The following is a 20,431-nucleotide window of genomic DNA, read 5'->3' as shown; positions in this document are numbered from 1 at the left end:
ACGCTTGCCACGTCTTGCGGGCATCCAGTTGGTGGGGTTCGTCGGTTTGTCGGCAGTTCTGTCACCGCATATTTTCGTCTGATGTCTTCGACCTACCCTCGGGCACCCCTCACCTTGAACTCGCCAACGCTAGCACCGAACCAGACCCCCGTCGTGCAGCGCACAGCAACGGCGGCTAGAACCGCTCCGGACGACCCGCATGACTACCCCAAAAGAAGGGGCGCAACGGTACTCGAATCAGCAAAACCCCTGCTCAGCAGCCGATTCGCGGCAATCTCGCCCCTTATCAAATGCGAGGTCTTTGGCTCCACTATTTCCGTTCCGTTCAAAAACTTGCTCGTAGCTCTTAATCTCTGCTGGATGCGGAGACGAACCTCGCCTATAAGAGCCCGTGCATGCTCATGCTACGTCGACTAGCTCGTTGCCGCTAAGCGTCACATCCGATTTTCGACATATGAAATATACCCCCATGAGCAAGGAGGCTTATTTGCACCTTGCCGTTTTCGGCGTGGGGCCAATTTATATTGCTGGAATCTTCACCTTGGCGGCCATAGCCAGCATTCTGAACTATTTAGGCTTTGCGTCAGGCGGCGACATCACGAACTCTGGTCTACTACTCGTGCAAGCGAACTGGTGGTTGCTAGCTTTACCGTTCGTTTATTGGATAGCACTGAGCGTCTTGATGAAACACACCGAAGAACGCTGGCTAGAGAACAAGTTCGGCGCCGAATACACCCGCTATGCCACCCACGTGAATCGCGCTTTTCCTCGGCCACCTCGCAAAACTAAGACTCGGCACAAGTCGTAAACCGAGCCGTCACTGATCGAATCGCACATGATCGCTCGGTCCGGCGCAAATGGATGATCCTGCCTTTGTCAAAGCTTTTTTCCATCCAAAAGCCCGGTTTATAAAGCTTTTTGATAGACCACGCAGAACGGAACTTTTACGATGAGAACCACACTGAAAGGTGGTGGCAGATGAACATCGGAAAAAGGCTACAAGAAGGTCGCAAAGCTCGAGGCATCACTCAGGAGACAGTTGCCGACAGCCTCGGAGTTAGCAGGCAAACGATCTCGAACTGAGAAACCGGGAAGACCTTGCCCCGACATCGTAAGCGTGGTCAAAATGAGCGACATTGACCAGATCAGCCTCGATGAGCTTCTAAAAGAAAAAACAACGGAGGGGAATATGTCTAACTATCTTCAGTTTCTGGACGAGAGTACCAACGCAGTCAAACGCAAGAACCGCCAGGCTATGCTCCTTTTAATCCTGTCCTATCTCGCCATGTGGTCTTCAGGAATCATTGCGTTCTGGTTCTTTATCGACAACACACAAGGGATCGGCTTTTCTCTGTGGTATTTCTGGATCATGCTGCCCGTCACGACCCTCATACTTTCAATCATTATCGGGAAGAACGATTACTGGGGAAAGTGGAAATGGGCCGCCGCGCCTGTGTTCGGTTTCCTAGCGATGCTCGCCAAATACGCAACTTTCAATGCGGGTAACATGATCACATTCAACAATTTGGGCAGACCTGCTTTTGAACTGTTACTTGGCGGAATGCTGATCTCCGCTCTAGGTGCCGGTATTGGCGCAGGGATTCGTAAGCTCGGCTCGCGGTCGCCCTCTTTAGACACAGAGCGGTAATAGACACGCTTTTGGGATGACCTAGTGCGCAACCATTTGTGCGGTCAGTTAGGGATCCCCCATGCCCTGTCAACAAACCTTTAAATCTAAAGCCCACCCTTTCCTGGCGCACTTTTTCGTAATACGATATTTGCATGTCAGAAACGATTAAAGGTGCCGCCGTAACCGAACAACAGATTCTCCAGTGGGCGGAAGAAGCTGAGGCCGGTTACGATGTTGATGCGCTACTTAAACGAGGGCGAGGACGACCCGGTCGAGGTGCTACACCCAGCCAAGTTGTCGCCGTACGTTTCACTTCGGAGGAGATAGAAACTATCGATGCACGAGCTAAGAAACTGAACATCACTCGCTCCGAACTGATCCGTAATGCTGCACTGGCATGACGATTTCCATCCATGCTTCGGCTAGAAAGCATGCTTCACAACACTCGCTGTCGGACGCTGATATTCTTCATGCCGCTATCTGGGCGCTCTGGATAGAGCCACTAGACGACGAGAACCCACAACGAGAATTGAGACTAGGATTCGACAATTCGGGACGCCTTCTAGAGACTGTCGTCTTGCTTTTTGATAGCGGTAACGAACTAATCATCCACGCGATGAAAGCAAGACCACAATACATTCGACTCTTAGGGTAAAAGCAAACTTCAGCGGCTCGCGGTCGCCCTCTCCCGAAGCGCTCAACGGCTCCAGCAAAAAGCCCGCCCGAAAGTTCCAGAGGCGCCGGTTCAGCGCCTTAATAAACCTTTCGGGCTTTGGCCCCAACTCCCCAGAGCCACCTGCGCAGTTCAATGTGCTCCGGCCATAGGCCAACATGGAGGTCTAGCACGCGCACGGCGGGGCATTGCCATGCACAGGATTTTCAGAGAGACCCACTATGATGAAAAGAGTTTTAATCCGAGCGGAGAAACATGCGACTTTGGAGCCTTCACCCCAACTACCTCGACGCCGCGGGGCTGGTCGCTCTGTGGCGAGAAACGCTATTGGCGCAGAAGGTCCTTCAAGGTCTCACCCGCGGCTACACCAAGCACCCGCAGCTCATCCGATTCAGGGAGCAGGCTGAGCCAGTGCACGCCGTCGGCGCCTATCTTTCCGGTGTGCTTGAGGAAGCCGATTCACGTGGCTATAACTTCGATCGCACAAAAATCACGCACCCGACTACTAACTATTCGCCACTAATCCCCGTGACAACCGGCCAACTCGCCTACGAGCTTGAATGGCTGTGCTCGAAGCTCGAAAAACGTTCCCCGGGCACTCTCACTGCTCCCCAATGGAAAGCCAGCACACGGATCGTTCCTCATCCACTATTTACCACGGTCGAAGGGGATGTCGAATCCTGGGAACGCACGGTTTAAAACAGTGGCATTTTGTGAAAAAATCTGCCACAATCGGCTCAGGATCGCCGAGCACCGTCAAACACGCAGACGAAGCGATCTAAAAACAATGCACAGTTGTAGCTTTGGCTACTTGAATCACAAAGGGGCACAAAGATGAGCTCTTTATGGATCATGCTAATCGGTTTGGCGATTTTTGCCTTCGGTTATCTTGTCTATTCCAAGTACCTTGCCAGCAAGGTTTATCAGCTGGATGACAATTTCGTCACGCCCGCACACGAGTTTGACGACGGCGTGGATCACGTTCCCACAAACAAATACATTTTGTGGGGGCACCACTTTACTTCCGTGGCAGGAGCCGCGCCCATTGTTGGCCCGGCGGTCGCAATTATCTGGGGTTGGGGGCCCGCATTCTTGTGGGTCACGCTCGGAACCGTGTTCTTCGCGGGCATGCACGATTTCGGCGCTCTGTGGGCCTCGCAGCGTAACAAGGGCCGCTCCATCGGCTCGATCGCTTCGCGCTACATCGGTCAGCGCGGATCATACCTATTCCTCGTGGTGATCTTCCTAGTTCTCCTGATGGTTGTCACGGCATTCGCCGTCGTTATTACCGGTCTATTCATTTCGACCCCGTCGTCGGTGATTCCTGCCTGGGGTGCGATCGTCGTGGCGCTGTTTGTCGGATTTGCGATTTACCGCCTTAAACTGCCCCTGTTGCCAGTGACTGTGCTCGGCGTCGTCATTCTTTACACGCTGATCTTTATTGGCGACAAGGTGCCCGTGGTTCTTCCGGATGACTTTCTTGGCATTGGCCCGAATGCGTTCTGGATTATCGCCCTGTTCGTCTACGGTGCGATCGCTTCCACACTGCCAGTGTGGCTGCTTCTTCAGCCGCGCGATTACATCAATGGCGTCCAGCTCTTCGTTGGCTTGGCCCTGCTTTACACCTCGGTTCTGATCGGTACGATCATTGGAACAGACGCTACCACCGTCGTCGCTCCATTCTGGAATTCGAACACGCCAGAGGGAACGCCGTCGATCGTACCTCTACTGTTCGTGACGATTGCCTGTGGCGCTATTTCTGGCTTCCACGGAATCGTCTCCTCGGGTACGTCGTCCAAGCAGCTCGATAAGGAGACGGATGCACGTTTTGTTGGTTACTTCGGTGCTGTTGGCGAAGGTTTGCTCTCGCTCGGTACGATCCTCGCCGTCGCGGGTGGCTTTGGCACGGTTGCCAGGTGGGAAGAAATTTATTCCGCGTACGGCAACGGCGGTGTTGCCGCTTTCGTCGAGGGTGGCGGTAACCTGATGGAGCAGGGTATCGGTTTACCGGCCTCGCTTTCGGGTACCGTGCTCGCAACTATGGCAGTGCTTTTTGCGGCGACGACGATGGACACCGGCATGCGTCTCATGCGTTTCGTGGTCCAGGAGGCGGCATCTACCGTCAACATCCGGGTCGGCAAGTATGTGGCGACTATAATCGTCGTCGCACTCGGCATTGGTATGACCTTCTCGCAAGGCCTTGACGGTGGAGGCGGTCTGCGAATCTGGCCGCTCTTTGGCACGTCGAATCAGTTGCTCGCATCGCTGACCCTGTCACTGATCACAGTGATGCTGCTGCGCAAGCGCCGCAATCCTCTTCCTGCGCTCATTCCGTTGACGCTCGTGTTCGTCATGGCGTTCTGGGCGGCGATCGACCAGGCGATGAGCTTCATGAATCCGGACAACCCGGATTACCTGCTGCTCGCTATCGATGCGATCATTATTCTCAGCTCCGTGTGGGTGGCAGTTGAGGCGGTGCTCGCCATGCGCCGCGCGAAGAACGAACCTCCCGAGGAACCGGACGCCGATGTCACATACGAATGGGCTCGTGCCGAATCCGATAGCTAAATGAGTGACCAACGAAAGGGGCGCGCCCAACGTGTTTGGGCGCGCCTCGTCGCGGCTAATCGCGCATTTGAAGAATATTACGCACGAGGCTTCTCGCAGGCCATTGCGCGGGAAAAACGGGACGAAGATGATTTTTTCACCCTCGTGGTACTCGGCGAGGCTCTCGGTGTTCCAGATCCTGCAGCGTTCTACAACGCTGAACTTCTCCCTTATGTTTTCGAAGATTTCCACGCGTGGCACCGCAGGATGGGGATGCCACGCACACCTTTGGACCACATCTCATGTTGTTAACAGATATTGGCGAGCGCCGGATCCTTTTTGTTGGTGGCAAGGGCGGCGTCGGCAAGACGTCGATCAGCTCAGCCATCGCACTTGGCCGCATGCTACAAGGGGCGCGCGTACTCCTCGTTTCCACCGACCCGGCACACAATCTTGGCCACCTGTGGCAAACCGGTCTTTCTGACCGCATTACTCCTCTTCTCCGCCCCGAGGATGTGACCGGGGAGATTGATATAGTTCGGCAATCGTTGGGTGACCACCAACCGGGTCTGATTGACGCCGTCGAAATAGATCCCAAAACTCTGGTTAAAAAACATTTCGACGCCGTTTATCGCCAGATGCTTCGCATGCTCCCTGAAAACATGCATGGCCCAGCCAAGCGCCACCTAGAATCGGCACGCAATGCGCCAGGATCTCACGAAGCTGCGATGCTCGAGAGAGTGGCGGAAAATGTTCAGCTCGCAGGCACCGAATACGACCTCGTCATTTTCGATACCGCCCCGACCGGGCACACCCTTCATTTGCTCACCCTTCCAGAGCAACTGTCTACATGGACTGAAGAGCTGTTAAAGTCTCGCTCACGTGCCGATCACCATTCGGCTGTGCTTGGCTCAATTGTTGGCAAGAGAGCCGAAAATGCCGAGCGGGAAACTGATCGCGATACCCACCTGCGCCGCACTCTCATAGCGCGGCAAAAGCGGCTCGCCGCTTTGCGGGATGGCTTAAGAACCGGCGACGCGGGTTTCGTCGTCGTAACTTTGGCTGAACCTATGCCGGTGCTTGAGGCGATCGAAACCGTGAAGGAACTGCGATCGATGGATGTCACCCTGTGCTCTGTGATCGTCAATCGTAGATCTCCCACCGACGCGGGAGAATTTTTACGGCGCCGTCACGAGTTGGAATCTGAACAGATCGCGAAACTAGAAAAGCACACGGGGCCACTTCACGTCAGGCAAGTACCTCTTTTGCCAGAACCGCCGGAAGGAGCACGCGGCATAGCGCTCGTGACGGCGAGGCTCTAGGAAAAGTTCTGCAAAGTTTCAAGAAGGTCCAACGCTGCGGCGCCTTCGGCGTAGGTATCCCCTTTGACGGTGAGCTCGAATAACCGATCGTCAGCTTCGACCAAGAAAATCCAGGCCGCATAGTCGTAGGTGTTCACAAAGAATGTTGGATAAGTCTGATCGCCCGCGTACCGAGTGCCGATATAGGCAACCTCGGTGTCGTCCACATCAAGCTGTTCAACGAGGAGCTCTCGGTAGGGCTCGGGTTCCAGCGTCAATCGAGCAGGCCCAATTTCGCCGATGACGATCCGCTGCGTGTTTTCCGGGTTCTGCACGGCGACCGGGAAGGCTTTCGAGGTATCGACGATATTCGACCATTGCCTTGGCAACACCAGCGAAAGCTCATCGCCCGCCAAGGTGTAGACGATACTTTCGCCGTCTCTGCTCGTTTTCACATCGCTTGGCTGATCGGTGGCGGCAGGTGTGGGCTCCGGCGTCGGTTCCGGCGTTGGCGAAGGCGATTCGCTGGTTACTTCAGCGGTTGGTGTGGGGATCTCGGCGTCCTCACCCGAGGAGCTACATCCACCAAGAACCGCGAGAGCTAGGAGCAAAGCTATTGATTTTCGCATGATTATTTATCGTACATCCGCAGGTATGCCCCGCTCCCAAGGAGCACGGCGCGTTTAAGGATATCTTGAGCTTCGAAGTTTTGGCTCCACAGCCCGCTGGGTACTCCCGCTTCGGTGAGGAAATCGGCGTTTGCCGTGTGCGGGTTACGCAGGTCCCACACGAGGAGGGTTGCCATGATCGCAGCGGCGGTATCGGCCTCGAAGCTTTCGATACCCAGTTTTTCCATGCCACGATAGGCCGCTTTGAGGGTCTTTGAAATGAATACCGATTCGGTGGCAGCCATGGGCGCCACATTGTAGGAAACCTTCTTTCCAGCAGCCGCGAGCGCCGATGCCCGCCAGCGCCCGATCCGTTTCGCAAGGATATAGTTTGGCCCCTGATAGTCGACGATCCCATTGTAGATCCCATCGCGAATCGCTGGCGTGCCCCGCATAGCGGCAAGCGGTTTTCTCTGCCTTTCACCTTGCGCAACTCCACCGGCGCGTTCGCGGTTGGCTCCAATTGGGTATGCGTCGGTTGGGGTGCCGTACCAGGCGAGCATGGCGTTCGTAGTTTCAGCTACGTTTCGCATAATGGCGTCGGCGCCAAGCTCAAGGAGCACGAAATCCACTCCGGGTGAATACAAAGTTTCGACGACGGCGTGCGGCTTTCGATCGATCATCCAGCCCGCCACTGCCCCGGTTTCGCTCACGATATCCGACGCGAGCTCGGGTGAGAGCTCAAGTGTGCCCGCAAGATTTTCGGCGTCGGAAACTAGCGCTGCGTAACGCGCGGACTGCGGGCGGATCACGGCGGCGACTGTTGCGCCGTATTCGAGCAAAAAGCGCGTTGGGGCCAGTTCGGCACCGGCGCCCAAGACGCCGATCGTGGTGTCAGTAAGATCGAGCCACTGTGGGGTGTCAGCCACCTTATGCAAGCGTTGCGCCGCAATCGCCGTCATAGTGCCGTTTGCTGCCCACTCTTGGATCTGATTCCGTAGGGCGTCACCTTCGAGCTGTCGGCCCCGGTATGGAATGGATAGGCTTTCCCGGCGTTTACCGGAACCGGTGATCCGCTCCCCGTCGGGAGCATCGGTGGCCGCTACAATCTGGCCAATCGGTAAGCCCCCTGCCGTCGTAACCTGACTTTCGAGATAGTCGAGCCCGCGCCTTGCAGCTTCCCCTCCTCGCATCGGATCGTCGATCACGCTGACCTCGCGCACGGGTTCCCGATAGCTCTTCCGCCAATTGCGCGTAGTTTCCACCAACTCGCGGATCTGCCCGTCAGTGCCAGCCGCAGCCGCGAACGCTGAGCGCCCAAGCGCCGTCGAACTCGCCCGCCCGTTAACCCGCGGAATAACGATGCGATTCGGGTTCGACTGAGCTCTTTCCTTTTGCGTTTCACCTTCGAGCCACACGTGTACGAGATCCCGGCCCGATCGACGTTCAATCACGCCATACAGCCCCTCGCCGAAGGGAACGAGTTCGATCTCATTAGGGATGCGCGTTGGTGCTCGGAATTTTGTGGCACCCGAAGCAGGTTCCGAGCCGTCCACGCCAAGACACGCATGCACCCAGGCATCGATAGCCGCACCGTGGGCGATCGCGGTTTTGAATCCGAATGGCCGCGCTGCTAAAGCTGACATGTGAATCGGGTTGACGTCCCCGGAGATTTTCGCCCACCGGCGCCCGGCATGAGCTTCAAACTTGCGCAGTGCGATCGCCGCGCGCTGCCCGATATCGAGCGCGCCGACGTCGTTGAGCCCAAACTGGGTACGCAAATCGGGAATAGCTGGGCCCTCCCAGAGAGCCGCATCGGGGTGCACGAAGTCGTAGTCTTTGCCGCGTAGAGGTCTGCGCGCAAAATACACCGCGCGTTCGACGTAGTGCCGCACATCCCCCGCGTGCACAACCGATGTTACTTCGATTGCCACGCCGCGCCTGCGCTTGGTCCTGGTGATGAGTGAACTCGCTGTAGCGGGCACTCCTACCGGTAACGGTTCAAGGATTTCCCACGTGAGACTTTCATGCACGAGCCCCGGCAGCCGGGCTGGAACCGCAGGCTCGCCAAGCACACGCGCCGTGCTTGGGAAGCACAGATTGTGAAAGGCCATCGGTGGCAGGTGAGTCAATGGTTCGGCGGCTACGAATTTAGCGTATTGCTGGGCCAGGTCATGATCGAAAATCCCGCTGTGCGAAAGCGGTATGCTCCGCGGGGAACCGGATGCCGATCGTTTAACGACTCCCGTTATCAGACTCATTGTTGACCGCCTTCCCTAAAGCAGTGCCTAGGTCTATCATGATATCGTCTGCGGCCTCGATTCCGCCGGAGAGCCTGAGCATCCGCTCCGTGATTCCCGTGCGTGCACGTTCCTCGTCCGTGATGTCTTCGTGGGTCATAGTGGCAGGGTGCGAGAGCAGGGTTTTCACCGATCCAAGGGACACCACGTCATTGATGAGCCGCAGATTTTGCCGGAAGGCTGACAGATCGACGTCGGCACTGACATTGAACGCGATTACCGCGCCGTCACCCGACGATTGGCGAGCGTGAATGTCGGCTTCGCGTTCGGAATACCAACCCGGATAAAATACCTTGTCGATCGCCGGGTGTTCCTCCACATATTCGCGGATCTTAAGCGTGTTTTCCTGCGCGCGATCCATTCGGATTGCCATTGTTTTCAGGCCGCGCAAGAGGGATGAGGAGTCGAAGGGCGATAGCGCGTTGCCCATTTCGCGTCTGCACCTAGTTCGAGCGGACGTTGGAGGTAGGCGGTACAGAACGTGTTGTCTACAAAGAGGTAGGCGCCAGCACTGTGTGCAAGGTTGGCCGCATGTTCAATATCGATAATTCGCAAGCCCGGATTGGTGGGGCTTTCGATGAGAATAGCGCCAAGATTGTCTGGCAAGTCTGCGGCGGTCCATTCATTCAGATAGTCGGCGTCAACGATGTCAATACCTCTGCGCGCCATGATTTCATCCGCTAAAACATAGGTGCCACCGTATAGCTGGTCGCAGAAAACAACTGTTTGCCCCGGCCTAACGATCTCGAGGGCGGCGGCGGTTGCGGCCATTCCCTTTGTGTATGCGAAAGCAAATTCAGCTCCTTCGACATTCGCAAGCGCAGCCTCTGCCGTGGCGCGGGTAGGGTTATTGGAGCGCTGATAACCGTACTCGCCCGCCATCGCGTAGACGTACCCGCGGGGATCCAAAGCGCCGCCGGGGGTTCATAAGCCGCGCGGAGATCGATAAGCCAAGGAATTTCGCGTTTTCCTTGGCTTACCGACCTCCCGATGCAACAACGATCCCCGGATGCAAGACCGACCTCCGTAGGCAACAGCGATCTCTGTGGGCCAGACCGATCCCCCGCCGTATTCGCCGGCGCCGCGTGTAACACAAGTCCACGAGAGTATCACTGCCCCCGGATGTTCGACCGCGAAAAAATGAGGGCCTTCCCCCGTTCGGGAAAGCCCTCACACTCGTTTTACTCAAGACTTAGTCGAGGTCGATAAGACCCTTCTGCGCTGCCTTTGCGAGGCGACGCGGAATGCGCTTCTCAACACCACCAACGCGGACCGGCTGAAGCTCTGTGAGCTGAGCCTTCCACTGGGAGCGGCGAGAGCGGGTATTGCTGCGTGACATCTTGCGCTTGGGAACTGCCATTCCAACCGCTCCTTTCGGTACTCATGTGCCTTCACGCTTGCAAAGCGTGAACACTTCAAAAATTCGGAGCTTCGGCTCCGAGCAGACAGTGTTCGAGTCTAGCCCACGTGCGCAAGTTCGCGCCACATTGCCGGGGCTAACTGTGCTCGGAAACACGTGGCCGCATCACCTTTGCGGCGCCGGGCTGCACCGGACCCTGCAATAATAGCGCTATGACCGACCTGCGCCTTGCCACCACGAAAGAGTTACGTGCCGAACTTGAGATCAAAAGATCTCGGTTTATTTCGATCGCTCGGCGCGTTTCGCAGGTCGATGAAGCTCGCGCGGTGCTTGCCGATGCCCGCGCCGAATTCCCCGATGCGCGCCATCACTGTTCGGCTTACGTGGTTTCGCAGCTCGAAGCTAATCCGGTTCTTAATTCTTCCGACGACGGCGAACCCTCGGGTACGGCAGGCAGGCCGATGCTTGATGTATTAACCGGGCACGATTTGACGGACATCTGCGTGGTTGTGGTTCGCTATTTCGGCGGCACACTACTGGGAACCGGTGGGCTTGTGCGTGCGTATTCAGATTCCGTACGGGCCGTGCTGTCAGACGCGAGACTTGTCAAACAGGTGACGTATCGGCGCCAGCGCGTTGCGGTTTCCCATGCGCATGCCGGCAAGCTTGAGGCGGAGTTGCGCAGCAGAGACTACGAGATCGTCGACGTCAAATACGGCGCGGTAAGCGTGAACATCGACGTCGCAGTTGGAAATCCGGAAGAGTTTGCCGAGCAAGTGGCTGAACTGAGCGCTGGCGAAGCAACCCCAATTGACGTGGGCACAATCATTCACGAAGTCAAACACGGATCGTTTCCCACATGGTGAACGCTCTTGATCTAGCTCGCTGAGGATGTAGAATGACTTTGTTGATCTTTCAAATACCGCACGAATAGACATTCGGCAACGCACAGAGAGGACGTCATCCATGAACATGATGACCGCCATGATGTGTTGCTGCATGTGTCTTTAGGGTGGCAGACCTTAATTTCTGTGCCCTCGTGCATGTGTGCCACCCAGGCTCGCTCGCCTAAAGAGCACCATCAACCGGTTTCTATTTAAGGATCATCATGACAATTTTTAATAATGTCACCGAGATCGTTGGCAAAACTCCCCTCGTTCGAATCAATCGCCTCACAGGTGAAAACGCAAACGTTATCGCAAAGCTCGAGTTTTACAATCCGGCAAATTCCGTTAAAGATCGTATCGGCGTGGCCATTATCGACGCCGCAGAGAAAGCCGGCGAACTCACACCCGGTGGCACCATCGTTGAAGCCACCTCCGGAAACACCGGAATCGCACTAGCTTGGGTGGGGGCCGCACGGGGCTACAAGGTAATTTTGACGATGCCAGCTTCCATGTCCAAGGAACGCCGTGCACTACTGCGCGGCTTTGGCGCAACGCTCGAGCTAACCGAACCGGCAAAGGGCATGCAGGGAGCGGTTGATCGGGCAAAGGAAATCGCATCAGAAAACCCCGGGGCAATCCTTGCCTCCCAGTTCGCTAACGCCGCCAATCCGGCTATCCACCGGGCAACAACCGGCCCGGAGATCTGGGAGGCGACGGACGGCAAGGTCGACGCCTTCATTGCAGGCATTGGCACCGGCGGCACGCTGACGGGCGCGGGTGGATATCTCAAGGAAAAGAACCCTGATATCCACCTAGTCGCCGTGGAACCGGCCGAATCGCCGCTCCTGTCCAAAGGTGAGGCGGGCTCTCACGGCATTCAGGGTATCGGTGCGAATTTTGTGCCAGACGTGTTAGATACTGAGCTCTACGATGAGGTCGTCACCGTCGCGAGCGCGGATGCCGTGGCAACCGCACGCCGAGCAGCCCACGAGGAGGGGCTACTGGTCGGCATCTCGTCCGGCGCGGCGCTGAAGGCGGCACGTGAGCTCGCTGCACGCCCCGAGTTTGCGGGCAAGAACATCGTGGTCATCATCCCGGACTTTGGCGAACGCTACCTGTCCACATCCTTATTCGAAGGGCTCGTTGACTAGCCATGTCTAAAGTTGGTCTACTTCAAAAGATGCGCGAAGACTTACGGGCGGCGGTCAGCAATGATCCCGCCGCCCGCAACCAATTCGAAGTGTTCCTCACCTATCCCGGCGTTCACGCAGTGTGGGCCTATCGGGTCGCGCACGCTATGTGGAACACCGACGAGCGGCTCAAGCTCCCGGCACGCCTGCTTTCCCAGGTGATGCGTGGGCTCACGGGAGTGGAAATCCATCCCGGCGCAAAGCTTGGCCGCAGGCTCTTCATCGACCACGGCATGGGCGTGGTCATTGGTGAAACAGCCGAAGTTGGTGAGGATGTGGTGATTTTCCACGGCACCACACTCGGTGGCACATCGATGCGGCCCGGTAAGCGGCATCCGACGGTTGGTAACCGAGTAACGATCGGTTCGGGCGCGAAAGTTTTAGGCCCGATTACTATCGGCGACGACGTCGGGATCGGCGCCAACGCCGTCGTCGTTAAGGATGTCCCATCGGACAATATCGCCGTCGGGATACCCGCAAAGAATCGAGAAAAGAAGGCGACCGAGCACCTGATCGACCCCGCGATTTATATTTAACCGCGGTTAAAATAGACGGCCGGCGTGAGTTTAGAACTCGCGCTGGCCGTCTTCGTACGCGTGAAGCATGTCGATACGCGACTGATGGCGCGATTCCGGGTCATAACCGGTAGCCACAAAAATATCGACGAAGCGGGCCGCCTCTTCGAGTGAATGCTGGCGCGCTCCCAGTGCGATCACGTTGGCATTATTGTGCTCTCGCGCCAGTTGCGCCGTCGATTCGTTCCACACGAGCGCGGCCCGCACGCCCTTGACCAGATTTGCGGCCATTTGCTCGCCGTTACCGGAGCCGCCGATCACGATGCCGAGCGATCCGGCGTCGTCAACAACTGCCTGCGCAGCTGCAAAGCACACGGGTGGATAGGCGTCCAGTGCGTCGTATTCTTTGTATCCGTGGTCCACGACGTCGTGCCCATCGGCTTCCAAGTGTTCGATCAGATGTTCCCGTAATTCAAAACCCGCGTGATCGGCGGCAATATGTATACGCATGCCACCAGTATAGTTGGCCTGTAGATTGGCGGGTGCTGTTCGCGTCAAGCGTCCGCATTTCGTTTCGGCTTGCCTCTTTTCCCCGTAGACTGTGAACATGGATAACACAACGCGAGAAATTATTGATGCGATCAATGCTGACGTGCGCCCGCAGGATGACCTGTACCGGCACGTCAATGGCCTGTGGCTCAGCGAGGCCGAGATTCCTGCCGACCAGTCCTCCACCGGGGGTTTTACCGATCTTCGGCTCCAGGCAGAGCGTGACGTGCGCGACATTCTTGATGAGATCACTGCCAAGGTCAACGAGGACCCCGATACTTACGAAGGCAGCGAGATCCGCAAGATTGCAGATCTTTACGATTCGTTCATGGATGTCGATCGCGTGAACGGACTCGGCGCGGCGCCTTTGCAAGCCGATTTTGATCTGATCCGTGAGGCTCGCGATAAGGACGATCTGGAAATCGTAGTTGGCCGGCTTTATGCCATCGGTGTCCCCATGCCGTTTGAGCTAGACATTCACGCCGATCGAAACAATCCGAGCCAATACATTCCATGGCTCTACCAATCCGGTTTAGGCCTGCCCGATGAGGCCTACTATCGTGAGGATGCCTACGCCGAATATCGCGAAAAGTACCGGGATTTCATTCCCACGCTCTATTCGCTAGCAACCGGCGAGGATGACACCGCTGCGAAGGCCGCCGCTGAGCACATCATGGATTTCGAGACGAAACTTGCGTCGCACCACATGAGCGTTGTTGATTCGCGCGATGCTGACAAGACGAATAACGTCATGACTTTCGATGAGCTCAAGGAAAAGGCGCCCGGATTTGATTGGGATGCGGCGTTCGATGCCATGGATCTGTGGCCAAGCAACGCCCCAAACTTCCTTGTGATGACTCCCGATGCGCTTGCTGGCTTTGGTGAAGAGTGGCAGCGGGCCGATCTCGAGCAGCTGAAGGTGTACCTCCACTGGCGGGCCATTCTCGCGCGCGTGCCCTTCTTGAGCGAGGAGATTGTTCAGGCAAACTTTAATTTCTACGGCAAGGTGCTCTCCGGCACCGAGCAGATTCGCGATCGTTGGAAGCGTGGCGTGAGCCTTGTTAACTCGGTGCTTGGCGAAGCTGTGGGCAAGGTTTATGTGGAGCGGCATTTCCCGCCCGATCACAAGGCGAAGATGGAACAACTCGTTGCGGACTTGGTTGCTGCCTACGATGACTCGATCCGCAACCTCGATTGGATGACCGACGCGACGAAGGAAAAGGCGCTCGCCAAATTGGGCAAGATCGTAACGAAGATCGGCTACCCAGAAGAGTGGCGCGATTATTCGAAGCTGGAGATCACCGACGCCTTGGTGAGCAATGTTCGGGCGGCCGCGCGTTTCGAGCATGACCGGCAGATCAGCAAGCTCGGCACCGAGGTGGATCGCACCGAGTGGTTTATGAATCCGCAAACGGTCAACGCCTATTACAGCCCGGTGGGTAATGAGATCGCTTTCCCGGCCGCGATTTTACAGCCGCCATTCTTTGACGCGGATGCCGACCCCGCCTACAATTACGGCGGCATTGGCGCGGTGATCGGCCACGAGATCGGCCACGGTTTTGATGACCAGGGTTCGAAGTACGACGGCGAAGGCCGGCTCAACAACTGGTGGACTGACGAGGACCGCGAGGAATTTGAAAAGCGCACCAAGGCCCTTGTTGGCCAATACGAGCAGTACACTCCCGCACAGCTGGGCGATTCAGAACATCATGTGAACGGCGAATTCACACTGGGTGAGAATATCGGCGATCTTGGTGGGCTGTCGATCGCGCTTAAGGCCTACGATATTGCGATGGAACGCGAGGGCCACGGCGGTTGCGAGGGCGCCCCGGAAATTGAAGGATACACCGGCATTCAACGCGTATTCCTCAACTGGGCACGAATCTGGAAGACGAAGGTACGCGACGAGATCGCTATCCAGTATTTGGCGATCGATCCGCACTCCCCCGCCGAATTCCGGTGTAACGGTGTGGTGAAGAACGTGGATGCATTTGCCGAGGCGTTCGACGTCGCCGAAGGTGATGAGCTGTGGCTGGATCCCGAGGAACGCGTCCGCATCTGGTAGGTGCTAGCCTGCGGCAGTGCGGTAATCTTTTCCTTGCTGATATTTAAATAGTGGAGGGAGCCCGCGTGGCTACTGGATTCATCGCGCTGTTGGATGACATTGCGGCACTGGCTCGTGTTGCCGCCGCGTCGATCGATGACATCGCCGCAGGCGCGGCCAAGGCTGGCTCGAAAGCAGTCGGTGTGGTCATCGACGATACGGCGGTCACTCCGCAATACGTGGATGGCCTCAAGCCATCGCGCGAGCTCCCAATCATGAAGCGAATTTTCTTTGGTTCGCTACGCAATAAGTTGCTCTTCATCGTGCCGGTGGCACTCTTGCTTTCCGAGTTCATTCCGTGGCTGCTCACGCCACTATTGATGCTCGGGGGCACCTATCTCGCCTACGAGGGTGCGCATAAGATCATTGACAAACTCCGGCGCGGTAAGGAAACGAAAGCCGATGCCCCGGCTGTGGTCAAGGGCAAGGAAGCCGAAGATCGGATCGTTCGTGAAGCGACCACCACGGATTTCATTCTTTCGGCGGAGATCATGGTGATTTCCCTCAACGAAGTCACGGATGAAGTGTTGTGGATGCGTGCGGCAATTCTGATCGTCGTGGCGATTGCTATCACCGTGCTCATTTACGGCGTAGTCGCGCTTTTGGTGAAGATGGACGACCTCGGCCTGTGGCTCACCCAGCGCAACAACGCAGTGGTGCAAAAGATTGGCCGCGGCCTCTTTGCCGCGATGCCCAAGGTGATGAGCGCTATTACGGCCATCGGAACAGTTGCAATGCTGTGGGTTGGCGGCCACATCGTGCTCGTGGGGCTCGACGAAATCGTCTGGTCGGCTCCCTACGAGCTCGGCCACACCATCACCACGGCTATCGCTGGCACGGGTGGAGGTTTCTTCGTCTGGTTTGTCGATACTCTGTATTCGACCATTTTCGGTCTGATTTGGGGTGCGATTGTGGTAGGCATCGTTTCGCTTCTACCGTTTAAGCACGGGCGGGAAGCTGACACGAAGTTCGAGATCGACCACGCCGGAACGGTTCACATTCGCCGGCGCTCCGACCAGCCCGCGCCACTCGCTGACTAAAACGTTCTAGTCGAAGATCGGGCCGACATCCCGCGAACGCTTCAGCTCGAAAAAGCCCTTCGTCTGCGCCAGTGCCAAGGTGCCATCCCAGGCTTTCGCGGCGTCGTCTCCCTTGGGTGCGGGTGACATGACAGGCCCGAAGAAGGCGGTGCCTGCCGTTTCGATGATCGGCACGCCGACGTCGTCGCCAACGAGTTTGAGTGCCTCCTGGGTAGATTCGCGCACGGCGTCGTCGAACTCTCCCGCCTTGGCGCGCTCGAGAAGCTCGTCGTCCAAACCAACGGCTTCTAGGGCTGCCACGATCGTCTGATCGACCTTAGGTTCGTCATTGTTATGAGCGCGGGTGCCAAGTTCGGTGTAGAAGTCGGCAAGCTTGTCCGGTGCCTCGTGCGCGACGGCCATGGTCACGCGGCCCCAGTCCTCGATTTCGTCGATGTGTTCGCGGTAGTCTGCGGGAAGGTCGCGGCCTCGATTGAGTTCGTACAGGGAGAAGGCCCGCCACGTCACGTCCAGATCGCGAAGTTCGGCAACTTCTGCCAGCCAACGCGACGTCATCCACGTCCACGGGCAGGAGGGATCAAACCAAAAGTTCACTTTTTCACTCATGGTTTCATTATTGCCAATTTTTCATCTGCGACGGCGGCTCATACGCCACACGCGAATATCAGGGCGTGGCACCTAGTGGCTTTTCCACGAACCCGCGGGATGCACTGTCTATCCACATTTCCCGCTCGGGTGCCCGCGGCGAGCTGGCTGCTTCTTCTACGATTGCTTCATGAACACAAACCGGCCCGACTGGGCAAACTCATCCGAGCTATTGCGTGATTACTACGATAACGAGTGGGGGTACATCGTCTGTGACACCCCTGGAATCTACGAGCGCATCGTTCTTGAAAGCTTCCAATCGGGGCTCTCGTGGGAAACGGTGTTAAAGAAACGCGCGGCTTTTCGCGAAGCATTCGACGGCTTCGATCCGGCCAAGGTTGCCCGCTATACCGACGGTGACGTCGAGCGCCTCATGAGCAATCCAGCTATCATTCGCAACGAAACGAAGATCCATGCGGCCATCGGGAACGCTCGCGCAACAGTGGCGCTTGAAGAAAAGGGCAGAAGCCTGGCTGACCTAGTTTGGTCTTTCGCGCCCGAGGATCCCATCGGCGAAGGCCCCGACGCGGGCCAATCCGAGGAGTCAAAAGCCCTTGCCAAGGAACTCAAACGCCACGGTTTCACCTTCGTAGGGCCAATCACCATGTTTGCGCTCATGCAGGCGATAGGGATGTACGAGCACCGGCTCTAATTTCCGCTTTGCTCGGCTCCTAGCTGAGCCAACTTGGCTGCAATCTCTACGGCTTCGCGCCCGAGGATCAGCTGAACCGCTTCTTTTTGGATCACCACACCGTAGGCCCCAAGGTTGCGGATTGCTTGCTCGTCAATGAAATTGCGGTCGTTGACACCGAGCCGAATTCGGGTGAGCTCATCCTCAATTGTGCGAATATTCTCCCGCCCGCCAACGGCGGTCAGGAGAGCCTCGATGTCCATAATTGCCTTCCGGTCCGGTGGCTGGCGACCACCCTTTCAAACTTAGCCCTGCGCGGACCCAATTTCATCGTTCAACGCGTTTACAAGCGAGACCAGCCGAGGATTATCTGCCAGATCTTCAACCAGGACTACCTGCTCGGTACCGTCCGCCAATGGAATACGCCAGTTCGGATACTCTTGATCGGTGCCGGGCTGGTTCTGAGCGCGGCGTTCCCCGACCGCATTAACCAACGATACTTGAATCATGGGCGATCGAGTACGGACCACGTAACGGTGGAGAGCCTCGACGATTTCGCGTTCGGAGGCATCCTTTTCTATGAGGCTGTGTTCGCGCAGTCGGTATTCCACTCGCCTGCGTTCCTCGTTGGCTTCCTCGCGCATCTGTTCAACCGGTTGGACAAGCAAACCTAGGCTTTCCCGCAGGTCCACATGCTCGCCTGCAATATAGCCGGCGGCCGGTGGCAGATCGTGCGTATCCACGGAAACGAGCACGTCAGTGCGGTAGTCATCGGGTTGCTTTGGCCAACCGGCGTGGTCCTTTTCAAACCAAAATACCGATGTGCCAAAAATGCCACGTTCGCTCAGGTATTCGCGCACCCACGGCTCGACGGTCCCCAAATCTTCGCCAACGACGACGACGCCCGCCATGTGGGCTTCGAGAAGCAGGACGCCCACCATCGCTTCGTGGTTGTACCGCACGTAGGTTCCCTCGACGGGCGACATGCCGTCCGGAATCCACCAGAGCCGGAAAAGACCCATGATGTGATCCACCCTGAGCAGACCCGCATGGCGCATCACTGTTCGTGCCATGTCCCGCAACGGCGCATAGTCCATTTCTTCGAGGGTGTCCGGGCGCCAGGGCGGCTGACTCCAGTTTTGGCCCTGCTGGTTATACATGTCCGGTGGTGCGCCAACGCCAATTCCTTGAGCGAAGGCGTCCGGGAGCATCCACACGTCCGCACCGCACGGATGAACGCCAACGGCGAGATCGTGGGAGATACCGATGCGCATGCCAGCCATGCGTGCTTCTTCTTGGGCTCGCTTGAGCTGTTCGTCCATGACCCATTGCAGCCAAGCCCAAAAATCGATCCGTTCCTGTAGCGCGCGGCGTTCGCGTGCCACGTAGGGCGAATCGACGTTCTGAAGGTGCTGGGGCAAGTTGTTGCCATACTTTTCGACAAGCGCGCACCACAGCGCGAAGTCTTCGAGGCCTTCGCCTTCCATTTCGCGGAAACGCTCAAAATCACGTTGCCGCATGTGGGAGCGGCCTGCCGCGAATATAACTTCCAGAGCCTCGCGTTTAGCTTTCCATGCCGAATCTCGATCGATGATGTGGTTTTCGAGCGACATTTTTTTGACGTTCTCCGCTGCCCACGTGACCAAAGAGCGTTGGGGGCCGGACATGTAGGCAACTTCGCGGATGTCCTCGGGGCGAATGTAGATCGGGTTGAAGAACCGCCGCGTGACTGGAAGGTAGGGCGAGGGAGTCATCGGCTCCACCGGTTCGGCAGCATGCAATGGGTTGACGAGCAAGAAATCGGCGCCCAGATCACCAAATAGCGAGCCCATTTCGGCTAGGTCTGCGGTGTCACCAATTCCCCAGGATTCACGCGAACGGGTTGAATACAGTTGTGCCATCATCCCCCAGGCCCGCCCTGCGAGCTTATCACTGACGTTTAGTCTGGTCGGCGTGACGATCAGGGTTGCCTGCGCTTGTGCCACTTTCCCGTTGTGCTCTACCCGGGCCTTGAGCTTGTGGTACCCGAGGGGCATTCCTTCAGGTACGGCAAAGGAAGCCTGGCCCAGCAGATTCCCATCGATGTAGCGTGGTTCTGTGAAGTCTTCGATCTGACGCACGCCGAACGTTGCGCCGTCGTCGGTAACTGCGTCGACTAACACTCGTGCGCCGTGTGGGATATGTACTTGGAATACGGTCTCACGATCGTTTCGTGCCACCGTGCACGAGGGCAAAATCCTGCGCCAAATACGTTCGGTGTGGATTTTCAGTTCGTGTTTGATCGATTGATTCGTTGACGCATCGACGCCCATCGCTTTGAGCACCGCGATCAAAGTAGCGACGGGAATCTCGCGGTAGTTTCCGTCGAAATCCCAAAAGTCCGTGGCCACGCCATAACTATCGGCCAATGACCGAATGAGTCGTCGGCTTACATCGCCATGCGTCATTACA

At 57.0% G+C, this 20,431-nt stretch carries 21 protein-coding genes and 1 pseudogene; 14 read left to right on the top strand and 8 right to left on the bottom strand.

The window, feature by feature from the left end; genetic code table 11:
• Positions 1 to 469 precede the first annotated feature (469 nt).
• The 8 genes from J2S70_RS07390 (at position 470) to J2S70_RS07360 (ending at position 6,172) form a co-directional block, all read left to right on the top strand.
• Entirely contained in the window at positions 470 to 808 is a 339-nt protein-coding gene (locus tag J2S70_RS07390; RefSeq protein WP_307683081.1) for a methyltransferase family protein, read from the top strand.
• 170 nt (positions 809 to 978) lie between these two features.
• Positions 979 to 1,083, top strand: coding sequence for a helix-turn-helix transcriptional regulator (locus J2S70_RS08905; protein ID WP_407702638.1), 105 nt, complete (start codon positions 979 to 981; stop codon positions 1,081 to 1,083).
• A gap of 43 nt (positions 1,084 to 1,126) precedes the next feature.
• A complete protein-coding gene (locus J2S70_RS07385; protein ID WP_307683080.1) occupies positions 1,127 to 1,648 on the top strand; it encodes a hypothetical protein in 522 nt (173 codons plus the stop codon).
• Between the two features lie 134 nt (positions 1,649 to 1,782).
• Positions 1,783 to 2,031 (top strand): plasmid mobilization protein, encoded by a 249-nt coding sequence (locus J2S70_RS07380; protein ID WP_307683079.1) that lies wholly within the window; start codon positions 1,783 to 1,785, stop codon positions 2,029 to 2,031.
• A 527-nt stretch (positions 2,032 to 2,558) separates the two neighbouring features.
• The gene (locus J2S70_RS07375) at positions 2,559 to 3,002 is read left to right on the top strand and encodes a pyrimidine dimer DNA glycosylase/endonuclease V (RefSeq protein WP_307683078.1); all 444 of its coding nucleotides are present in this window, start codon (positions 2,559 to 2,561) and stop codon (positions 3,000 to 3,002) included.
• A 135-nt stretch (positions 3,003 to 3,137) separates the two neighbouring features.
• The gene (locus J2S70_RS07370) at positions 3,138 to 4,871 is read left to right on the top strand and encodes a carbon starvation CstA family protein (protein ID WP_307683077.1); all 1,734 of its coding nucleotides are present in this window, start codon (positions 3,138 to 3,140) and stop codon (positions 4,869 to 4,871) included.
• Positions 4,872 to 5,162 carry a cory-CC-star protein gene (locus J2S70_RS07365; RefSeq protein ID WP_307683076.1) on the top strand — a complete coding sequence of 97 codons (291 nt, stop codon included), beginning with the start codon at positions 4,872 to 4,874 and terminating at the stop codon, positions 5,160 to 5,162.
• Positions 5,153 to 6,172, top strand: a complete 1,020-nt coding sequence (locus tag J2S70_RS07360) for an ArsA family ATPase (protein WP_307683075.1) — start codon at positions 5,153 to 5,155, stop codon at positions 6,170 to 6,172. The genes J2S70_RS07365 and J2S70_RS07360 overlap by 10 nt, the downstream gene beginning before the upstream one ends.
• Here J2S70_RS07360 and J2S70_RS07355 read toward each other — a convergent pair.
• The 4 genes and pseudogenes from J2S70_RS07355 to rpmF form a co-directional block, all read right to left on the bottom strand.
• Entirely contained in the window at positions 6,169 to 6,780 is a 612-nt protein-coding gene (locus J2S70_RS07355) for a hypothetical protein (protein ID WP_307683074.1), read from the bottom strand. The genes J2S70_RS07360 and J2S70_RS07355 overlap by 4 nt on opposite strands.
• 2 nt (positions 6,781 to 6,782) lie before the next feature.
• Positions 6,783 to 9,020 carry a MaoC family dehydratase gene (locus J2S70_RS07350; RefSeq protein WP_307683073.1) on the bottom strand — a complete coding sequence of 746 codons (2,238 nt, stop codon included), beginning with the start codon at positions 9,018 to 9,020 and terminating at the stop codon, positions 6,783 to 6,785.
• Positions 8,995 to 9,941, bottom strand: a pseudogene (locus J2S70_RS07345) (trans-sulfuration enzyme family protein). Before J2S70_RS07345 ends, J2S70_RS07350 begins: the two are co-directional and overlap by 26 nt.
• Before the next feature lie 310 nt (positions 9,942 to 10,251).
• Entirely contained in the window at positions 10,252 to 10,419 is a 168-nt protein-coding gene (rpmF, locus tag J2S70_RS07340) for a 50S ribosomal protein L32 (protein ID WP_307683072.1), read from the bottom strand.
• A gap of 212 nt (positions 10,420 to 10,631) precedes the next feature.
• On the opposite strand from rpmF, the gene J2S70_RS07335 reads away from it, so the two are divergent.
• The 3 genes from J2S70_RS07335 to epsC all read left to right on the top strand — a co-directional run bounded on the left by J2S70_RS07335 (position 10,632) and on the right by epsC (position 13,032).
• Positions 10,632 to 11,285, top strand: coding sequence for a YigZ family protein (locus tag J2S70_RS07335; RefSeq protein ID WP_307683071.1), 654 nt, complete (start codon positions 10,632 to 10,634; stop codon positions 11,283 to 11,285).
• Positions 11,286 to 11,524: 239 nt separating this feature from the next.
• Complete coding sequence (gene cysK, locus J2S70_RS07330; protein WP_307683392.1) at positions 11,525 to 12,457, top strand: cysteine synthase A; 933 nt, start codon at positions 11,525 to 11,527, stop codon at positions 12,455 to 12,457.
• Between the two features lie 2 nt (positions 12,458 to 12,459).
• Positions 12,460 to 13,032 carry a serine O-acetyltransferase EpsC gene (gene epsC / locus J2S70_RS07325; RefSeq protein ID WP_307683070.1) on the top strand — a complete coding sequence of 191 codons (573 nt, stop codon included), beginning with the start codon at positions 12,460 to 12,462 and terminating at the stop codon, positions 13,030 to 13,032.
• 30 nt (positions 13,033 to 13,062) lie between these two features.
• On the opposite strand, the gene J2S70_RS07320 is transcribed toward epsC, so the two are convergent.
• Entirely contained in the window at positions 13,063 to 13,521 is a 459-nt protein-coding gene (locus J2S70_RS07320; RefSeq protein ID WP_307683069.1) for a ribose-5-phosphate isomerase, read from the bottom strand.
• 97 nt (positions 13,522 to 13,618) lie between these two features.
• Here J2S70_RS07320 and J2S70_RS07315 point away from each other — a divergent pair, with 97 nt between their 5' ends.
• Together J2S70_RS07315 and J2S70_RS07310 are read left to right on the top strand one after the other, a co-directional pair.
• Positions 13,619 to 15,625, top strand: coding sequence for a M13 family metallopeptidase (locus J2S70_RS07315; protein ID WP_307683068.1), 2,007 nt, complete (start codon positions 13,619 to 13,621; stop codon positions 15,623 to 15,625).
• 65 nt (positions 15,626 to 15,690) lie between these two features.
• Positions 15,691 to 16,704 carry a DUF808 domain-containing protein gene (locus tag J2S70_RS07310; protein WP_307683067.1) on the top strand — a complete coding sequence of 338 codons (1,014 nt, stop codon included), beginning with the start codon at positions 15,691 to 15,693 and terminating at the stop codon, positions 16,702 to 16,704.
• Positions 16,705 to 16,710: 6 nt separating this feature from the next.
• Here the strand turns inward: J2S70_RS07310 and J2S70_RS07305 are convergent, their stop codons facing one another.
• Complete coding sequence (locus tag J2S70_RS07305) at positions 16,711 to 17,310, bottom strand: mycothiol-dependent nitroreductase Rv2466c family protein (RefSeq protein ID WP_307683066.1); 600 nt, start codon at positions 17,308 to 17,310, stop codon at positions 16,711 to 16,713.
• A gap of 169 nt (positions 17,311 to 17,479) precedes the next feature.
• Between J2S70_RS07305 and J2S70_RS07300 the strand changes: the two genes are divergently transcribed.
• Positions 17,480 to 18,001, top strand: a complete 522-nt coding sequence (locus tag J2S70_RS07300) for a DNA-3-methyladenine glycosylase I (RefSeq protein ID WP_307683065.1) — start codon at positions 17,480 to 17,482, stop codon at positions 17,999 to 18,001.
• On the opposite strand, the gene J2S70_RS07295 is transcribed toward J2S70_RS07300, so the two are convergent.
• Both J2S70_RS07295 and malQ read right to left on the bottom strand, forming a co-directional pair.
• The gene (locus J2S70_RS07295) at positions 17,998 to 18,243 is read right to left on the bottom strand and encodes a PTS transporter subunit EIIB (protein WP_307683064.1); all 246 of its coding nucleotides are present in this window, start codon (positions 18,241 to 18,243) and stop codon (positions 17,998 to 18,000) included. The two genes, J2S70_RS07300 and J2S70_RS07295, sit on opposite strands and share 4 nt — an antisense overlap.
• Positions 18,244 to 18,285: 42 nt before the next feature.
• Complete coding sequence (gene malQ / locus J2S70_RS07290; protein WP_307683063.1) at positions 18,286 to 20,427, bottom strand: 4-alpha-glucanotransferase; 2,142 nt, start codon at positions 20,425 to 20,427, stop codon at positions 18,286 to 18,288.
• Positions 20,428 to 20,431: the final 4 nt, after the last annotated feature.

Source organism: Trueperella bonasi (assembly GCF_030811535.1).
In the GTDB taxonomy this organism is placed as follows: Bacteria; Actinomycetota; Actinomycetes; order Actinomycetales; family Actinomycetaceae; genus Trueperella; species Trueperella bonasi.
The sequence above is the reverse complement of the archived record's forward strand: the minus strand, read 5'-3'. Positions and strand labels throughout refer to the sequence as shown.

Excerpts from the sequence above, each read along its gene's own strand:
- J2S70_RS07390 (WP_307683081.1), top strand. The coding sequence starts at position 470 with ATGAGCAAGGAGGCTTATTTGCACCTTGCCGTTTTCGGCGTGGGGCCA.
- J2S70_RS08905 (WP_407702638.1), top strand. The coding sequence starts at position 979 with ATGAACATCGGAAAAAGGCTACAAGAAGGTCGCAAAGCTCGAGGCATC.
- J2S70_RS07385 (WP_307683080.1), top strand. The coding sequence starts at position 1,127 with ATGAGCGACATTGACCAGATCAGCCTCGATGAGCTTCTAAAAGAAAAA.
- J2S70_RS07380 (WP_307683079.1), top strand. The coding sequence starts at position 1,783 with ATGTCAGAAACGATTAAAGGTGCCGCCGTAACCGAACAACAGATTCTC.
- J2S70_RS07375 (WP_307683078.1), top strand. The coding sequence starts at position 2,559 with ATGCGACTTTGGAGCCTTCACCCCAACTACCTCGACGCCGCGGGGCTG.
- J2S70_RS07370 (WP_307683077.1), top strand. The coding sequence starts at position 3,138 with ATGAGCTCTTTATGGATCATGCTAATCGGTTTGGCGATTTTTGCCTTC.
- J2S70_RS07365 (WP_307683076.1), top strand. The coding sequence starts at position 4,872 with ATGAGTGACCAACGAAAGGGGCGCGCCCAACGTGTTTGGGCGCGCCTC.
- J2S70_RS07360 (WP_307683075.1), top strand. The coding sequence starts at position 5,153 with ATGTTGTTAACAGATATTGGCGAGCGCCGGATCCTTTTTGTTGGTGGC.
- J2S70_RS07355 (WP_307683074.1), bottom strand. The coding sequence starts at position 6,780 with ATGCGAAAATCAATAGCTTTGCTCCTAGCTCTCGCGGTTCTTGGTGGA.
- J2S70_RS07350 (WP_307683073.1), bottom strand. The coding sequence starts at position 9,020 with ATGAGTCTGATAACGGGAGTCGTTAAACGATCGGCATCCGGTTCCCCG.
- rpmF (WP_307683072.1), bottom strand. The coding sequence starts at position 10,419 with ATGGCAGTTCCCAAGCGCAAGATGTCACGCAGCAATACCCGCTCTCGC.
- J2S70_RS07335 (WP_307683071.1), top strand. The coding sequence starts at position 10,632 with ATGACCGACCTGCGCCTTGCCACCACGAAAGAGTTACGTGCCGAACTT.
- epsC (WP_307683070.1), top strand. The coding sequence starts at position 12,460 with ATGTCTAAAGTTGGTCTACTTCAAAAGATGCGCGAAGACTTACGGGCG.
- J2S70_RS07320 (WP_307683069.1), bottom strand. The coding sequence starts at position 13,521 with ATGCGTATACATATTGCCGCCGATCACGCGGGTTTTGAATTACGGGAA.
- J2S70_RS07315 (WP_307683068.1), top strand. The coding sequence starts at position 13,619 with ATGGATAACACAACGCGAGAAATTATTGATGCGATCAATGCTGACGTG.
- J2S70_RS07305 (WP_307683066.1), bottom strand. The coding sequence starts at position 17,310 with ATGAGTGAAAAAGTGAACTTTTGGTTTGATCCCTCCTGCCCGTGGACG.
- J2S70_RS07300 (WP_307683065.1), top strand. The coding sequence starts at position 17,480 with ATGAACACAAACCGGCCCGACTGGGCAAACTCATCCGAGCTATTGCGT.
- J2S70_RS07295 (WP_307683064.1), bottom strand. The coding sequence starts at position 18,243 with ATGGACATCGAGGCTCTCCTGACCGCCGTTGGCGGGCGGGAGAATATT.
- malQ (WP_307683063.1), bottom strand. The coding sequence starts at position 20,427 with ATGACGCATGGCGATGTAAGCCGACGACTCATTCGGTCATTGGCCGAT.